This window comes from Maribacter halichondriae, from assembly GCF_027474825.1.
Lineage (GTDB): Bacteria > Bacteroidota > Bacteroidia > Flavobacteriales > Flavobacteriaceae > Meishania > Meishania halichondriae.
The window spans coordinates 1500789-1514417 of record NZ_CP107030.1 but is presented as its reverse complement, the minus strand read 5'-3'; the positions used below and the strand labels follow the sequence as shown (position 1 = coordinate 1514417).

At 41.1% G+C, this 13629-nt stretch carries 13 protein-coding genes and 1 pseudogene; 5 read left to right on the top strand and 9 right to left on the bottom strand.

From position 1 onward, the window contains the following. Window positions 1-86: 86 nt before the first annotated feature. Complete coding sequence (locus tag N8A86_RS06865; protein ID WP_273568363.1) at window positions 87-2813, top strand: TonB-dependent receptor; 2727 nt, start codon at window positions 87-89, stop codon at window positions 2811-2813. Window positions 2814-2828: 15 nt separating this feature from the next. Continuing rightward, window positions 2829-4163 (top strand): DUF5689 domain-containing protein, encoded by a 1335-nt coding sequence (locus N8A86_RS06860; protein WP_273568362.1) that lies wholly within the window; start codon window positions 2829-2831, stop codon window positions 4161-4163. 23 nt (window positions 4164-4186) lie between these two features. Here the strand turns inward: N8A86_RS06860 and N8A86_RS06855 are convergent, their stop codons facing one another. Genes N8A86_RS06855 through N8A86_RS06845 form a run of 3 tightly spaced genes read right to left on the bottom strand, consistent with a single transcriptional unit; the run spans window position 4187 to window position 6794 of the window. After that, window positions 4187-4588 carry a response regulator gene (locus tag N8A86_RS06855; protein WP_273568361.1) on the bottom strand — a complete coding sequence of 134 codons (402 nt, stop codon included), beginning with the start codon at window positions 4586-4588 and terminating at the stop codon, window positions 4187-4189. A gap of 11 nt (window positions 4589-4599) precedes the next feature. After that, window positions 4600-5256: a sensor histidine kinase gene (locus tag N8A86_RS06850; protein WP_273568360.1), complete on the bottom strand. Its 657-nt coding sequence runs from the start codon at window positions 5254-5256 to the stop codon at window positions 4600-4602. 41 nt (window positions 5257-5297) lie between these two features. Then, window positions 5298-6794: a PAS domain-containing protein gene (locus N8A86_RS06845; protein WP_273568359.1), complete on the bottom strand. Its 1497-nt coding sequence runs from the start codon at window positions 6792-6794 to the stop codon at window positions 5298-5300. A 257-nt stretch (window positions 6795-7051) separates the two neighbouring features. On the opposite strand from N8A86_RS06845, the gene katG reads away from it, so the two are divergent. Together katG and N8A86_RS06835 are read left to right on the top strand one after the other, a co-directional pair. After that, entirely contained in the window at window positions 7052-9298 is a 2247-nt protein-coding gene (gene katG, locus N8A86_RS06840) for a catalase/peroxidase HPI (RefSeq protein WP_273568358.1), read from the top strand. 172 nt (window positions 9299-9470) lie between these two features. Further along, window positions 9471-9941 (top strand): ankyrin repeat domain-containing protein, encoded by a 471-nt coding sequence (locus tag N8A86_RS06835; RefSeq protein WP_273568357.1) that lies wholly within the window; start codon window positions 9471-9473, stop codon window positions 9939-9941. A 17-nt stretch (window positions 9942-9958) separates the two neighbouring features. Here N8A86_RS06835 and N8A86_RS06830 read toward each other — a convergent pair whose 3' ends face one another. Next, entirely contained in the window at window positions 9959-10252 is a 294-nt protein-coding gene (locus tag N8A86_RS06830) for a SemiSWEET transporter (protein WP_273568356.1), read from the bottom strand. A gap of 252 nt (window positions 10253-10504) precedes the next feature. On the opposite strand from N8A86_RS06830, the gene N8A86_RS06825 reads away from it, so the two are divergent. Beyond that, window positions 10505-11281 carry a nitrilase family protein gene (locus N8A86_RS06825; RefSeq protein ID WP_273568355.1) on the top strand — a complete coding sequence of 259 codons (777 nt, stop codon included), beginning with the start codon at window positions 10505-10507 and terminating at the stop codon, window positions 11279-11281. Here the strand turns inward: N8A86_RS06825 and N8A86_RS21455 are convergent. The 5 genes and pseudogenes from N8A86_RS21455 to N8A86_RS21435 all read right to left on the bottom strand — a co-directional run bounded on the left by N8A86_RS21455 (window position 11265) and on the right by N8A86_RS21435 (window position 13309). Continuing rightward, window positions 11265-11936, bottom strand: coding sequence for a hypothetical protein (locus N8A86_RS21455; protein WP_337251759.1), 672 nt, complete (start codon window positions 11934-11936; stop codon window positions 11265-11267). The genes N8A86_RS06825 and N8A86_RS21455 overlap by 17 nt on opposite strands. 68 nt (window positions 11937-12004) lie before the next feature. Further along, on the bottom strand, window positions 12005-12496 hold the full coding sequence (locus N8A86_RS21450) for a hypothetical protein (RefSeq protein WP_337251758.1): 492 nt from the start codon (window positions 12494-12496) through the stop codon (window positions 12005-12007). A gap of 39 nt (window positions 12497-12535) precedes the next feature. Continuing rightward, window positions 12536-12586, bottom strand: a pseudogene (locus N8A86_RS21445) (hypothetical protein); the annotation flags it as partial. A gap of 8 nt (window positions 12587-12594) precedes the next feature. Further along, complete coding sequence (locus N8A86_RS21440) at window positions 12595-12879, bottom strand: Ig-like domain-containing domain (protein ID WP_337251757.1); 285 nt, start codon at window positions 12877-12879, stop codon at window positions 12595-12597. Between the two features lie 148 nt (window positions 12880-13027). Continuing rightward, window positions 13028-13309 carry a ComF family protein gene (locus tag N8A86_RS21435; protein WP_337251756.1) on the bottom strand — a complete coding sequence of 94 codons (282 nt, stop codon included), beginning with the start codon at window positions 13307-13309 and terminating at the stop codon, window positions 13028-13030. Window positions 13310-13629: the final 320 nt, after the last annotated feature.

Sequence of the window (13629 nt, the reverse complement as noted above, 5' to 3'; positions counted from 1 at the left end):
AACCCTCAATTTCGATAGGTTTTTCGTCTTCATTGTTCACTTTATCAATATATTGTAAGGTATTCACACTAACCAAACTATTTTAAATGCGAATTTTATTCGTATTCATAGTATTTTATCTGTTGCCAAAATTCGTGACCGGACAGGAAAACAGGATATTTGGAGTCGTAATTAATGAGCGATCCAAAGAACCTTTAGTCAACGTCGATATAACCTTGCAAGGAACCGAATTCGCGACAAAAACCGATGCTAACGGAAAGTTTACACTTTTCGGCCCTTCGGCAGACGACTATATTCTTACCATATCCTTTCCTGATTTTGTCACAAAGGGAATACCCGTGAATTTAGGAAATCTGGCTTTGGATATTGGAACCATATATCTTGAACGCGACCTTACTCTAGAACAAACGGACAATCTGATAACATTAACCGATTCGGAGCTTTTGGACGACGCGGCCAGTTCAAACTCTTCGGGACTTTTACAAGCCACTCGCGATGTTTTTCTGAGCCGTGCCGCTTTTGATTTCGGCCAAGCCTTTTTTCGTGTTCGAGGATACGATTCCCAAAATGGAAAAGTATTGATCAACGGCGTACCCATGAACAAGTTTTTTGACGGCCGACCGCAATGGAACAATTGGGGAGGCCTAAACGACGTAACCAGAAACCAACAGTTCACTAACGGTTTGGAGGCTTCCGATTTCACCTTCGGCGGAATCTTAGGCAATACGAATATCGATATGCGACCTTCGGGCTTGCGGCCGGGTACGCGATTGTCTTCCTCAGCATCGAACCGTACCTATGCAGGTCGATTAATGGCTACTTATACTTCGGGGGTAAAGGAAAATGGCCTAGCCTATTCGGTCTCGGGCTCACGAAGATGGGCGAGACAAGGCTATATCGATGGTACTTTATATGATGCCTTTTCACTTTTCGGAGCTTTGGAATATCGGTTGAACGAGCAACATGCTGTTACCCTCACAGGAATTTTCGCCAGCAATCGTCGTGGCCGTTCCTTGGCTATTACAGAAGAAGTTTTCGAGTTGGCGGGTAAAAAGTATAATCCCTATTGGGGCTTGCAAGATGGGAAAATTAGAAACGCCCGGGAACGTAAAATTGTGGAGCCTATGTTGATGCTGAACCATTTTTACGAGTCAGATAAGTTCAACTTGAATACGGGTATTGTATATCAATTCGGAACCCATGCGCGAAGCCGATTAGGATATTACAATGCGCCCAACCCTGACCCGACCTATTATCGGTATCTACCAAGCTTCTATATCAATAGCCCCATCGGCGCCAATTTCGCCAGTGCCAATTTGGCCAAAGAAGGTTTTTTGGAAGATCCACAAACGGACTGGGGACAAATTTATGCATCTAACAATCGAGAGCAAGCGGCTTATATTTTATATGACGATACCGCGGATGATACTCAATTGACATTTAATTCACTTGGAAATTTCACGTTGACCGACCGCTTCCAAATCGATTTCGGATTGGCCTATAAGAAACTGACCTCTGAGAACTTTGCCCGTATCAACGATTTGTTGGGAGCAGATTACCATTTGGATGTAGATCCATTTTCAAATACCCTAAATGACACAAACGGCGAGCAACAGAAAAATGAAGATGACATTTTCAATTACCATTATGAAATGGATGCATCCCAATTCGATGGTTTTGCGCAACTGCGATACAACCGGAATACATGGAATGCCTTTTTCGCCGGAAGGTATTCCTGCACGAACTATCAACGCAACGGACTTTTTGCAAACGAACGCTTTCCTGATAATTCCTTGGGAAAGAGTTCCGTTGTGAAATTTTCCAATTTCGGCGCAAAAAGTGGATTTACTTATAAATTGACGGGAAGGCATTGGTTGACCGCACATGGAAGCTATCAGACCCGCCCGCCCGTTTTACAGAATGTTTTCATCAATTCAAGGGAGAACAATCAGATTGTACGAGGAATTCAAAGTGAAACGCAGTCAACAGTAGATTTAAATTATTTTATGCGCTTGGCAAAACTGACAGGTCGATTTACCACCTTTTATACCCGATTTCAAAACACGATAGACATAAACTTCTTTTTTGTCGATGCAGGGGTGGGCTCTGATTTTGTGCAAGAAGTATTGACCGATTTGGATAAACTTCATAAGGGTGTTGAACTCGGTCTCGAATATCAAATCTCATCTTCGGTAAAACTGACCGCCGTTGCCGCCGTTGGAAAATATGAATATGCCAGCAACCCCAACGTAAACATCAATTTCGATACTGCTGGAGCGGAAGAAGACCTAATAAATCTTGATGGTTTTATAGATTTGGGAGTGTCGAACATCAAGGGTTACAAACTTACCCAGGGCCCTCAAAAAGCACTTGCGTTTGGTATCGAGTACCGTGACCCAAAATACTGGTGGGTGGCCGCAACGTCAAACTATTTGGGAAATAATTATACCAATATTTCGACCATAACCCGAACCCAAAGTTTTTTTATTGACCCGGAAACAGGTCGAAATTTTCCGGAAGCTACCGATGAGAATGTCAATCAGTTACTGATACAAAAACCTTTGGACAATTTTTATCTATTGAATCTTGTCGGAGGAAAATCATGGCTTAAGAAAGGAAAATATATCAGCATTTTCGCTAGCATCAACAATGTATTCGATACGACATTTAGAACGGGAGGATACGAACAGAGCAGAAACGGAAATTTTGGTCAATTGCAACAAGACAATCTGAGCGGCACGCCTTCATTCGCACCAAAGTATTGGTACGGCTATGGAAGGACGTACTTCTTAAATATGGCGTTTAGTTTTTGAAAAGGAGCACTTGAAATGAATAGAAAAATAAATTTTGTAACCGCGATAATCTTGGTTTTAATGCAGTTCTCCTGCGTCAAAGACAAAAACTTCGATGCGCCCGAAAGTAATTGTACCGAAGCCCTTACGGCGAATGCTACATATTCGGAAATCAAAAATCTTTATGTAGATCAAACGCTGCAAATACAAGAGGATTTGATTATTGAAGGATATGTCGTTTCTTCCGATGAAGCTGGTAATTTTTTTAGTGTATTGCATATTCAGGATAAAAAAGTAAATCCGATAGAAGGGTTTCAGATTGAAATCGATAAGCGCGATTCACACTTATTTTATCCGCTAGGAAGCAAAATATATATTAAATTGAAAGGATTGTATCTTGGCAGAAGTAGAGGTGTTTTTAAGCTTGGCGCCACTTTTACCTCTTTTGGAAATGTATCAGTGGGAAGATTGCCCGCCTCAGTAGTCGACCAACATATCTTTGTTTCCTGTGAATCGGGTGTTTCCCTTCAGCCTGCTGAAATCTCTATACTTGACCTTAGAGAAGATTTGACCAATACCTTGGTTCAATTCAATTCCCTTGAAATTATCGATGAGGAATTGGGAGAAACATTTGCTTTGGAAAACGAAGAAACCGAACGTACTCTGACCGACTGTAATGACAATGAAATCTTGTTGCTAAATAGCGGGTTTTCCGATTTTCAAAAGGAATTTTTGCCCGAAGGTAATGGAACGGTAACCGGGGTGTTGCTCAGGGAAAATGATAATTATTTTTTGGCAGTACGAAGTTTGGCTGATATTGATTTTACCCAAGAACGATGTGAAGATCTGGTCGATGAGTTCACGTCGACCAACATTTTCATTTCGGAACTTGCCGATCCGGAAAATAATCCTGGTGCCCGCTTCGTAGAATTGTTCAATTCGAATTCAGATGTGTTATCCCTTAAAGGATGGAAGCTACATCGCTACACCAATAATAATACCGAAATAAGTTCGACCATTGATTTTTCAGGTTATGCTATTACGGCCAATGGAACTTTGGTTATTTCGCCCAATGCGGAAGAATTTGAAAAAGTATATGATTTTGTGCCCGATTTAGTCGTTGGCACAAATAGTCCTGCAGATTCAAATGGCGATGATAATTTCGAATTGGTTGACCCGTTCGGGACCGTAATTGATGTTTTTGGGGTCATCGGAGAGGATGGTACTGGCACAAACCACGAATTTGAAAATGGCCGTGCACTCCGAAACTTGAATATTTTAGCAGGTAATTCAAACTACACGTCTGACGAATGGACCATTGATAGACCCCTAGAAGCCCCCGATGACTTTACGCCCGGTATCAGAAATTGAAATTCTTAAATAAGATAATTGGGCTATACCACCTGCTCGAGAACACGCTTTAGGTCCTTCGGCGAAATCGGCTTTAGAATATAATTATTGACCACTTTGTAGTGTTTGATTCGTTCAAGATCTCTTGGGTCGACCGAGGAGCTTAGTATATATATAATGACCTTCTCCCGATTTGGATTGGGTATTTTTACATAATCTTCTAGAAACTCCCAACCGTTCATGATGGGCATGTTGAGGTCTAAAAATATTACCGAAGGCAAGTCTTTACCTTCCGCTGTTAGGGCCATAAGACCATCTAGAGCATCTTGCCCGTTGTTGTAGACCAATATATTCTCGCTAAAATCGATCTCGTTCATGATTCGTTTGGTTCCATAAATGAAAATGGGATCGTCATCTATTATACAGGTGCTGTTTAATTTTTTCATTTTCAGAGTTATTAATTGATATCAAAAACTAGTGTAAAGGTGGTTCCGACATCCACAGTACTTTCGACAGAAATATTTCCATTCATCGCTTCTATTTGATTTTTCGTAATGAAAAGTCCGATACCCTTGGCGTCTTTATGGCGATGAAACGTTTTGTACATGCCGAATAGATTTTCCCCATGTCTATCCAAATCGATACCAAGGCCGTTGTCCTTGAACTTGACCACAACCTTATCGCCTTTTTCTTCGGATGTTATTTCAATAACCGGCTTCCTGCTGGGAAAACTATATTTAAGACTATTGGTAAAGAGGTTAAGAAAAACACTATCCAAGTAGGCCGGAATTGCTTTAATATTTTGCTTTCTTGGAACACTAATAATACACTTAGCTTCTTTTTCCTTCAATAAAACACTAATATTCTTTTCGACTGCCTTCAAACAATCATACAGATTGACGGCCTTCATTTTTTCCAGAGCATGGGCCTTTACCTGCACTACTTCGTTTAGATGCATCACGGTTTCATTCAAGCTACCCGAGGCTTCTTGTAACATTTGCACTAGGTTTTTTCGCTCTTTTTCTTTTTTCTCTTGTGCCAAAAAACCGGAGAGCATTGAGAGATTGCTCGAATGAGATCTAAGATTATGAGAAACGATATGTGCGAAATTCATCAGGCTATTATTCTGCTCGCTGGTAACGTCTAAGAGACCTTTTAATTTTTTTCGGCCTCTATGCGTGAGGTTATATCAACAATCTGGGAAATGAAATGTGATATCTCACCGTTTATGTTTTTAACGGCGGTAACTGTCAATAAAACATATACTATATGTCCATTTTTATGATGGTATCGTTTTTCGATTTGGTAGCTCTCTCGTTTTCCATCAATAAGTTCTTTCAATAAAGCGAGATCTTTTGCAAGGTCATCAGGGTGCGTTATATCTTGAAATGTCAATTTTAGGATCTCGTCTTCGGTATATCCAACACTATTGCAAAGACTTTCGTTTACTTTGGCCCACTTGCCGTCCAATCCGACCAGTGCCATACCAATGGATGAATTTTCAAAGGTGCCTTGCAAAGACTCCTCGGTTTTTATGAGTTGTAGTTGGGTGTTCTTTAATTCGGTGATATCCCAATTCGTGCCGATCATTTTGATGGCTTCGCCATCGGTATTTCGTTGCGTTACTGCTATAGCCCTTATATGCCTGATTTCTCCGCTGGGCCAAATGACCCTGAATTCGGTATTGAACTCTTTTTCACCTGAAACTGCCATTGCCACTTCTTGCTCTCCTCGTCTTTTATCATCGGGATGCAAGCCTGCCTGCCATGCCTCGTATTCGCCAATAAAGTCATCTTTGTTAATTCCATAGAGTCGGTACATGTTTTCGTCCCAGACTAGTTTGTTTTCCTCAATGTTGTAGTCCCAAACGCCAACATTGGCTGCTTCGGTGGCAATTTTAAGTCGTGTGGTGACTTCTTGATACTTGAGTTCGGCCCTTTTCTTTTCGTCGATATCTTGAAAGGTGCCAAAAATCCTGACGCAGGTACCGCCAACGACCTCGGTATCGCCCATGGCCCTGACCCAAAGTTCCTTTCCTTTAGCGGTGACAATAATCAATTCAATATCCCAAGGGGTGCCATCGCTGATGGCCTCGCTGACTAACTTGGTGATATTTTCACGATGTTCTCCGGCCTTATAGAAATTAATGCCTTCTTCTAGATTGGGAACGTAATCTTCAGGCACTTCATGTATTTCTTTGGTAATACTTGTCCAATATACTTTACTGGTCGCTAGGTCGACTTCCCAACCACCGATTCTGGCAACGCTTTCTGCCTTCAACAAAAGTTCTTCGTCCCGCTTTTGTTCGGTTATATCTTCTAAGATTATGATAATACCGCCAGTAGTTCCATCCTCGTACTTCCATGGATTTATTTTCCATTTTAACCACTGTATCCTGCCATTCGGATGGATAAATTTATGGCCTTTGTTGATGTTGGTTTTTCCCTGAAGGCATTCTCGTAAAATTGTTCTTAAATCTGTAGGGGTTTCGGGAAGAACCTCATAGTATGATTTTCCTATGATATTTTTACTCGTTTTGCAAAGCTCTGAAAGCCAAATACGTGAATGACTCATAAAACACATGTCATTGTCGATGATGGCCACCGCCGTGGGAGAATCTTTAATCAGAAAATTGATGGATAAGGTTTCCAAAATATTTGGTTGGTTTTAGATTGTAAAACTACAATAATTTCTATAACGTAAGAAATTACTTAAAAATTGTAAGGTAACAAGTTACTTTTGTATGATTTTGTTTCTTTGAGATTAATCATCATTCAAATAGGAAATATTTATTATTTGATAATATTTTAATATAGAATGGCTATGAGCTGCCCTATGTTTTTTGTATTTTTAAAGGATAGAATCTAACCGCTTAGTGCAACTTCGCAAAGCTTATAAATAATATTAAAATGGAGAACAACGAGAACAATTCCCATGGACAGGCATGGGAGATTAACGATTCCAGTAAATGCCCTTATTTAGGGGGGACATTAAAGCAAACAGCAGGTGGTGGAACCACGAATCAAGATTGGTGGCCGAACCAGTTGCGATTGAATGTATTACGTCAAAATTCAGAGTTGACCAACCCGATGGATGGGGATTTCAACTACGCCACTGAATTCAGTTCTTTGGATTTGGCCGAAGTAAAGAAAGACATCATAGAAGCGTTGACAACTTCTCAAGATTGGTGGCCAGCCGATTACGGACACTACGGTCCATTTATGATTCGTATGGCTTGGCATAGCGCCGGTACGTATCGTATTGGTGATGGTCGTGGTGGTTCAGGTTCGGGATCGCAACGTTTTGCACCTTTGAACAGCTGGCCCGACAACGGCAACTTAGATAAGGCACGATTGCTTTTATGGCCGATAAAAAAGAAATATGGTAAGAAACTTTCTTGGGCCGATTTGATGATTTTGACAGGGAACTGCGCGTTGGAATCTATGGGGTTCAAGACTTTTGGTTTTGCCGGTGGACGTGAAGATATTTGGCAACCCGAAGAAGATATCTATTGGGGTTCCGAGACTGAATGGATGGGCAATGAAGAACGTTTTTCTGAAGGGGAATACGAATTGGAGGCAAATTTAGGAGCTTCACATATGGGTCTCATTTATGTAAACCCAGAAGGGCCAAATGGTAATCCTAATCCATTAGGAACCGCAAAATTGATTCGTGAGACTTTTGGGCGTATGGCCATGAACGATGAGGAAACAGTAGCACTTACTGGAGGGGGGCACACTTTTGGAAAAGCCCACGGTGCCGCGAACCCTGATGAGTATGTTGGTCCAGAACCCGCGGGTGCCGGAATTGCCGATATGAGTATGGGATGGAAAAACTCATATAAAACAGGCGTGCTTGACGATGCCATTACCAGCGGAATCGAAGGCCCTTGGACACCCAACCCAACAAAATGGGATCATGATTACTTTGATGTGCTCTTAGGCTATGAATGGGAATTGACGAAAAGCCCCGCCGGAGCGAACCAATGGAAACCAACCGCCGAATCCGCCGCTAGACGCGCGCCTCGCGCTGGTGACCCTACTCAGACTCAAGAATTGATGATGACCGATGCTGATATGGCCATGAAAATGGATCCGAAATACCTTGAAATATCAAAGCGTTTTCAAGCGAACCCGAAGGAATTCGAAGACGCCTTTGCACGTGCTTGGTTTAAATTAACACATCGGGATATGGGTCCGGTCAGTCGCTATTTAGGACCGGAAGTACCTAAGGAAGAGTTGATATGGCAAGATCCCGTGCCAGCGGTCGACCATGAATTGGTCAACGATGCCGATATTGCCGAGTTGAAGAGGCGACTTTTGGCCTCAGGATTATCCATCTCGCAACTGGTGACCACGGCTTGGGCATCTGCATCGACATATCGTGATTCGGACAAAAGAGGTGGAGCTAACGGGGCCCGTATTCGTTTGGCACCACAGAAAAATTGGGAAGTAAATAATCCTGTCGAGCTTTCAAAAGTGCTGGAGGTTTTAGAGGGAATCCAAAATGAATTCAACGTAGCGCAATCTGGAAACAAAAAGGTTTCATTGGCCGATTTAATCGTTCTTGGAGGAAACGCAGGTATCGAAGAAGCGGCAAGAAATGCCGGTCACGAAATAACGGTACCATTCACTGCCGGCCGTAGCGATGCCTCAAAAGAGCAGACCGATGTCGAATCGTTTATGGCCCTTGAACCAAAGGCTGATGGATTTAGGAATTATAAAAATCCCGATTACAAATCGTCAGCCGAAGCCATGTTGGTAGACAGGGCGCAGTTGATGAAACTTACGGCTCCTGAAATGACCGTTTTGATCGGTGGTATGCGAGTTCTTGATACGAACTTTGACAAGTCTAGACATGGTGTGTTTACCGATCGCCGTGAAGTATTGACCAACGATTTTTTCGTGAACCTTCTTGATTTAAGTATCAAATGGGAAGATACCTCTGATGACGAAACCGTTTTTGCAGGCCGTGACCGGATGTCGGGCAATATCAAATGGACAGGTACTCGTGCAGATCTTATATTCGGATCGAACACAGAACTTCGTGCCTATGCTGAAGTCTATGCTTGTGCCGATTCGGGTAAAAAGTTCATCAAAGATTTTGTAGCCGCATGGACAAAGGTGATGAATCTGGATCGTTTTGATTTGAATTGATTTGAGGATTGTTGAAATGTGCTTGGCCTAGTGCTCGCCGCATACGATAGTCCCAACAAATGAAAAAGAGAATTAAGTATATTGGCTACCACATCATAGCTTAGATGTGGTAGTTTTTTTTATACATTTATATGAACGGATTGAATTTCAGTATTATAAAAGCACAGCGACCATGAACGAAACATTTTTTAATGAGATACGTAACGGCAACTTCAATGAAGTACGGGCCATGTTGGAAAAGAACCCTGTGCTGCTTGATAGCAAAGACCAGCGCGGATCAACGCCACTGATTATGGCAACCTATTATGACGAACCCGAGATCGTAGATTTTTTATTGGAAAAACGTGCCAAAATCGATGCAAAGGATGCTTCTGGCAATACGGCGCTGATGGGCGTCTGTTTTAAAGGTTATACCGATCTCGCCCAAAAACTTATAGAAAAAGAAGCCAATGTAAACGAACGGAATGCCATGGGGGCAACCTGCTTGATTTACGCAGCAACTTTTGGTCGATTGGACATAGCTAAATTATTACTCGAGAACAGCGCCGATACCGCGTTGAAAGATAGTCGAGGAAATACTGCTCTTGACCATGCCAAAATACAGGGTTCGCCCGATATGATAGATCTGTTGGGGAAATATTAGTAGGTACTAGGTTCGCTTCAACCTAAAAATGCCGACCGATTTTTCGATTTCTTCCTAAAAATATCTTTGAGCATAAAACCAAAAATGATTCCTGCAAGCACCAAAGTGACTAAATTGCCGATGATAATTGGCATTTGGTTGTTCATCATACCATAAATGAGCCATAAAGAGACGCCTGTTACGAACATAAAATACATGGGGAACGAGAGTCCGCCCGTATCCTTTGTTTTTATGGTCTTTATGGCCTGTGGAAGAAAACTTATCGTAGTCAATGCTGCGGCAATGTTGCCGATGATTGGAGTGATATCCATATTTAATGTTTTAAGTAGGTTTAACTTTACGGTACAAAGTTCTACTTTTATGCCAGTTCGTACTACAAGTGTATTTTCCTATTTATATGCTATTTTAACATATAATCAGGCTGGCAAGTATATTTAAGTTAAATAAGAACATATCAGAATTGGATTTTAAGTGCAAAGACCATTATTATGATAGCGGGCGAGACCTCTTTTGAACTCCGCAATAATTGCAAAAAAGCTATTTATTTTAATCGATAACACTTCATGAAAAATATAGAACTTACAATAGCATTGATACAATCTTCACTCGTTTGGGAAAGCCCAGAAGAAAACAGAACCTACTTTTCAAAGAAAATTGAGGAGATTCCTTCAAATATAGATGTCATCGTGTTGCCAGAAATGTTTACTACAGGGTTTACCATGTCACCTAAAAATATCGAGATCTCAGAAGGGCAAATAACAAAAGACTGGATGGCTGAAGAGGCAAAAAAAGAATGCCGCTATAGTCGGAAGCATCCCATTTTTGAAAAAGGAACATATACCAATCGCTTGTTTTTTGTTCATCCTGAAGGAAAAATAGAGCAATATGATAAAAGGCACACCTTTACGCTTGCAGGAGAGGATAAAGTCTATCAAGCCGGAAGGAAAAGGTTAATTGTTGATTATAAAGGATTTAAGATTTGTCCGATGATATGTTATGATCTGCGCTTTCCGGTCTGGGCCCGAAATACCGAGGCTTATGATATTTTGATGTACGTTGCCAATTGGCCCAAACCTAGAATCAAGGCTTGGGATACACTTTTGAAGGCCCGTGCCATTGAAAATATGACCTATTGCATCGGTGTCAATAGAATTGGAACAGACGAGAGCGGATATGAATATTCAGGACATTCGGCCGTTTACGATTGTTTGGGCGACCAGATTGTCTATTCTGAAAAAGATGAAATTTTATTTGCAATATTACGCAAAGAACATATAGAATCGACACGACAAAAACTAAGATTCTTGGAAGACAGGGACAAATTTACTCTAGAAGTGTAAAAGTTACTGGAAACTCCCAATTTGCCCTCATTTCTATAACATCAGGATAGTAGCTGACCCGTTCGGGCTGTATTTTTTTAAGATAATTTCCGGTATCCCATTTTTGGTTGCCATTGGAGTCAAAGATGACCCGAATCATATACGTTGTTGGCTCTAAGGTGTTGAATACGAATTCTTGGGCGGTCTCTGCAGCAATTTCACGTTTGGTTTGCCCTTTTTCGTCGGTCAATTGCACAATTATCGGATACTGCACTGCCCCATCAAGTTGCAGACGTAGGTTTCCAAAGTCCGTAAGACTTTTTGTGGATAATGAATAGTTGAGGGTATCGTTCGTTTCCCCAAAAAAATCGGTAATGGCGTCAGGTAGTATGTTAATTTTATAAGTCTGATCTGCTTCCCTTTTAAAATCGACCTGAATCTTGTTCTCCAACGAATCGAGCTTCAAAGTAAAGTCAACAATGGGTACCGAGTCTTTGTCCATCATGCTGAATTGACTTGAATCAATTGCTACAATTGGGGTGGTCGCCTCGATATAAAATGGGTCGTACAATGACAAGGATCCTTGTTGGTTGGACTTTAAGGTCAAAGAATCGATGCCTACTTTGCGGCTTTTTACGGTAAAGGTATCGATGAGCTTTAGACGGTCATGGGTCACTGTAAACAGTATGGAATCGACTTCGAAAGGCGTAAACCAAAAATTGAGGGTGTCTTTATCACGCTCTTTTAAGACCCTGGTCTTAACAGTATCGGCAATTGGGTGAGGGGCTCTATTGTGATATCCCTTCCCTCCCCATAATAGCCGAAAATAATTTTGTTGCGAGAAACGAAAGAAGGTACTGAAATCTTGTAATCGGGTATTTCCTTAAAAAGGTTAAGTAAATAGGTTGAATCCGTAGGCAGCGAAATCGTATCCGAAATGAATGCGATTTTATCCGCATTTTGATCAAAAATATTGTTTTTGGCCTCATCCTTTATGGCGAACATTTTATAGCGGCCTTCTTTAAGATTTTTCAGTGTAAAAATGACCGTGCTGTCAAGTGTATTGGTAATATAGTTCGGAGGCCTTAGATATAGCGTAGAATCGTTATAAGTACTATCAATTTCGTATAACATCACACTAATGAATTCATCCGCTTTTTTGTTAAAGGCATCTTTCACCACCCCTGAAACTGTCAAAGAATCGATATAATCTCCTGTCGAAAAAACGTAGCTCAAAAAACTGGCAGGGTTGCTTTCGTTGTTGTCGACTATACTTTGTCCAAAATTAAAGGTATAGGTCGTATTAGGCTTTAAAGTATCCTTGATCTTAATTTCTACAAATTTACTGGCCCCCCTTGTGGACTTACTTCGGGTTGATATTTTAAAGGTGGAGATACAATCAGTTGATTTTGGACGTCCTCCAATTTTATATATTCGTCGAAGTAGAGGCGTATTTTATTTGCATCAAAATTAATACTCATATTTTCTGGATCGGTCTTGACCAACTGTGGTGGGTCAACGTCTTTGGGTCCTCCAGTGGGGGTGCCCCTTCTACCGCATTGATAGAGGGCGAGTACGATAAAAATGAGAAAAAAGGAGGCAAAAAAACGTCGCAACATAGAAAACCTATATGAACGGCAAAGTAACGACATATTTACAAATTCAAATGGCGTAGAATACCCAAAAAACGTTAAGAATAACCTTTAAGAAGCATATCTAGACAAGTATTTTGGTAATTTTAAAGCCTCAGAAACAGTTCGCTTTTGTTTATAATTTGGTAAGGGGGACAAAGGCCATACTGGCAACATAAATTCTTATGCCTTCAGCTTTTTGTAAGGCACTTGAACACATTTCTATAGTTGCTCCCGTAGTTATTACATCGTCGATCAGTAGTACTTTTTTATGCTTGAGTATATTGGTATTCGTTACCTCAAAAAGCTCCGAACGACCTTGCCAACGGCTGATTCTTCCTTTTTTGGTCTGGGTCTTCGTATTTGCGGTCTTAATGAGTATATTTTCGAGAAATTCCGCTTGTAAATGGTATGCCAATCGCTGCCCGAATTTTGTAACTTGGTTGTACCCCTTTTTCTTAACTTTTTGTGGTGCAAGGGTACAGGAACTATGAAATCTATCTCGTTAAGACCAGGGTCTTCTTTCAGAACCTGACCGTACCAATCACCTAAAAAAGTGCCGATTTCCTGTTGGTCTTTATATTTTAAGTTGTGCAAGAGGTTTTTTACGACCCCATTTTCAGCGAAAAACAGGAAAGAAGAGGCCTTTTTTATGTTAATTCGACCATAAAAAGTACGGTCTACTGCATTTTCTTCGTTAAAGGTGTACTCGGTGAGTGGCAAATCGTTCCGACAAAC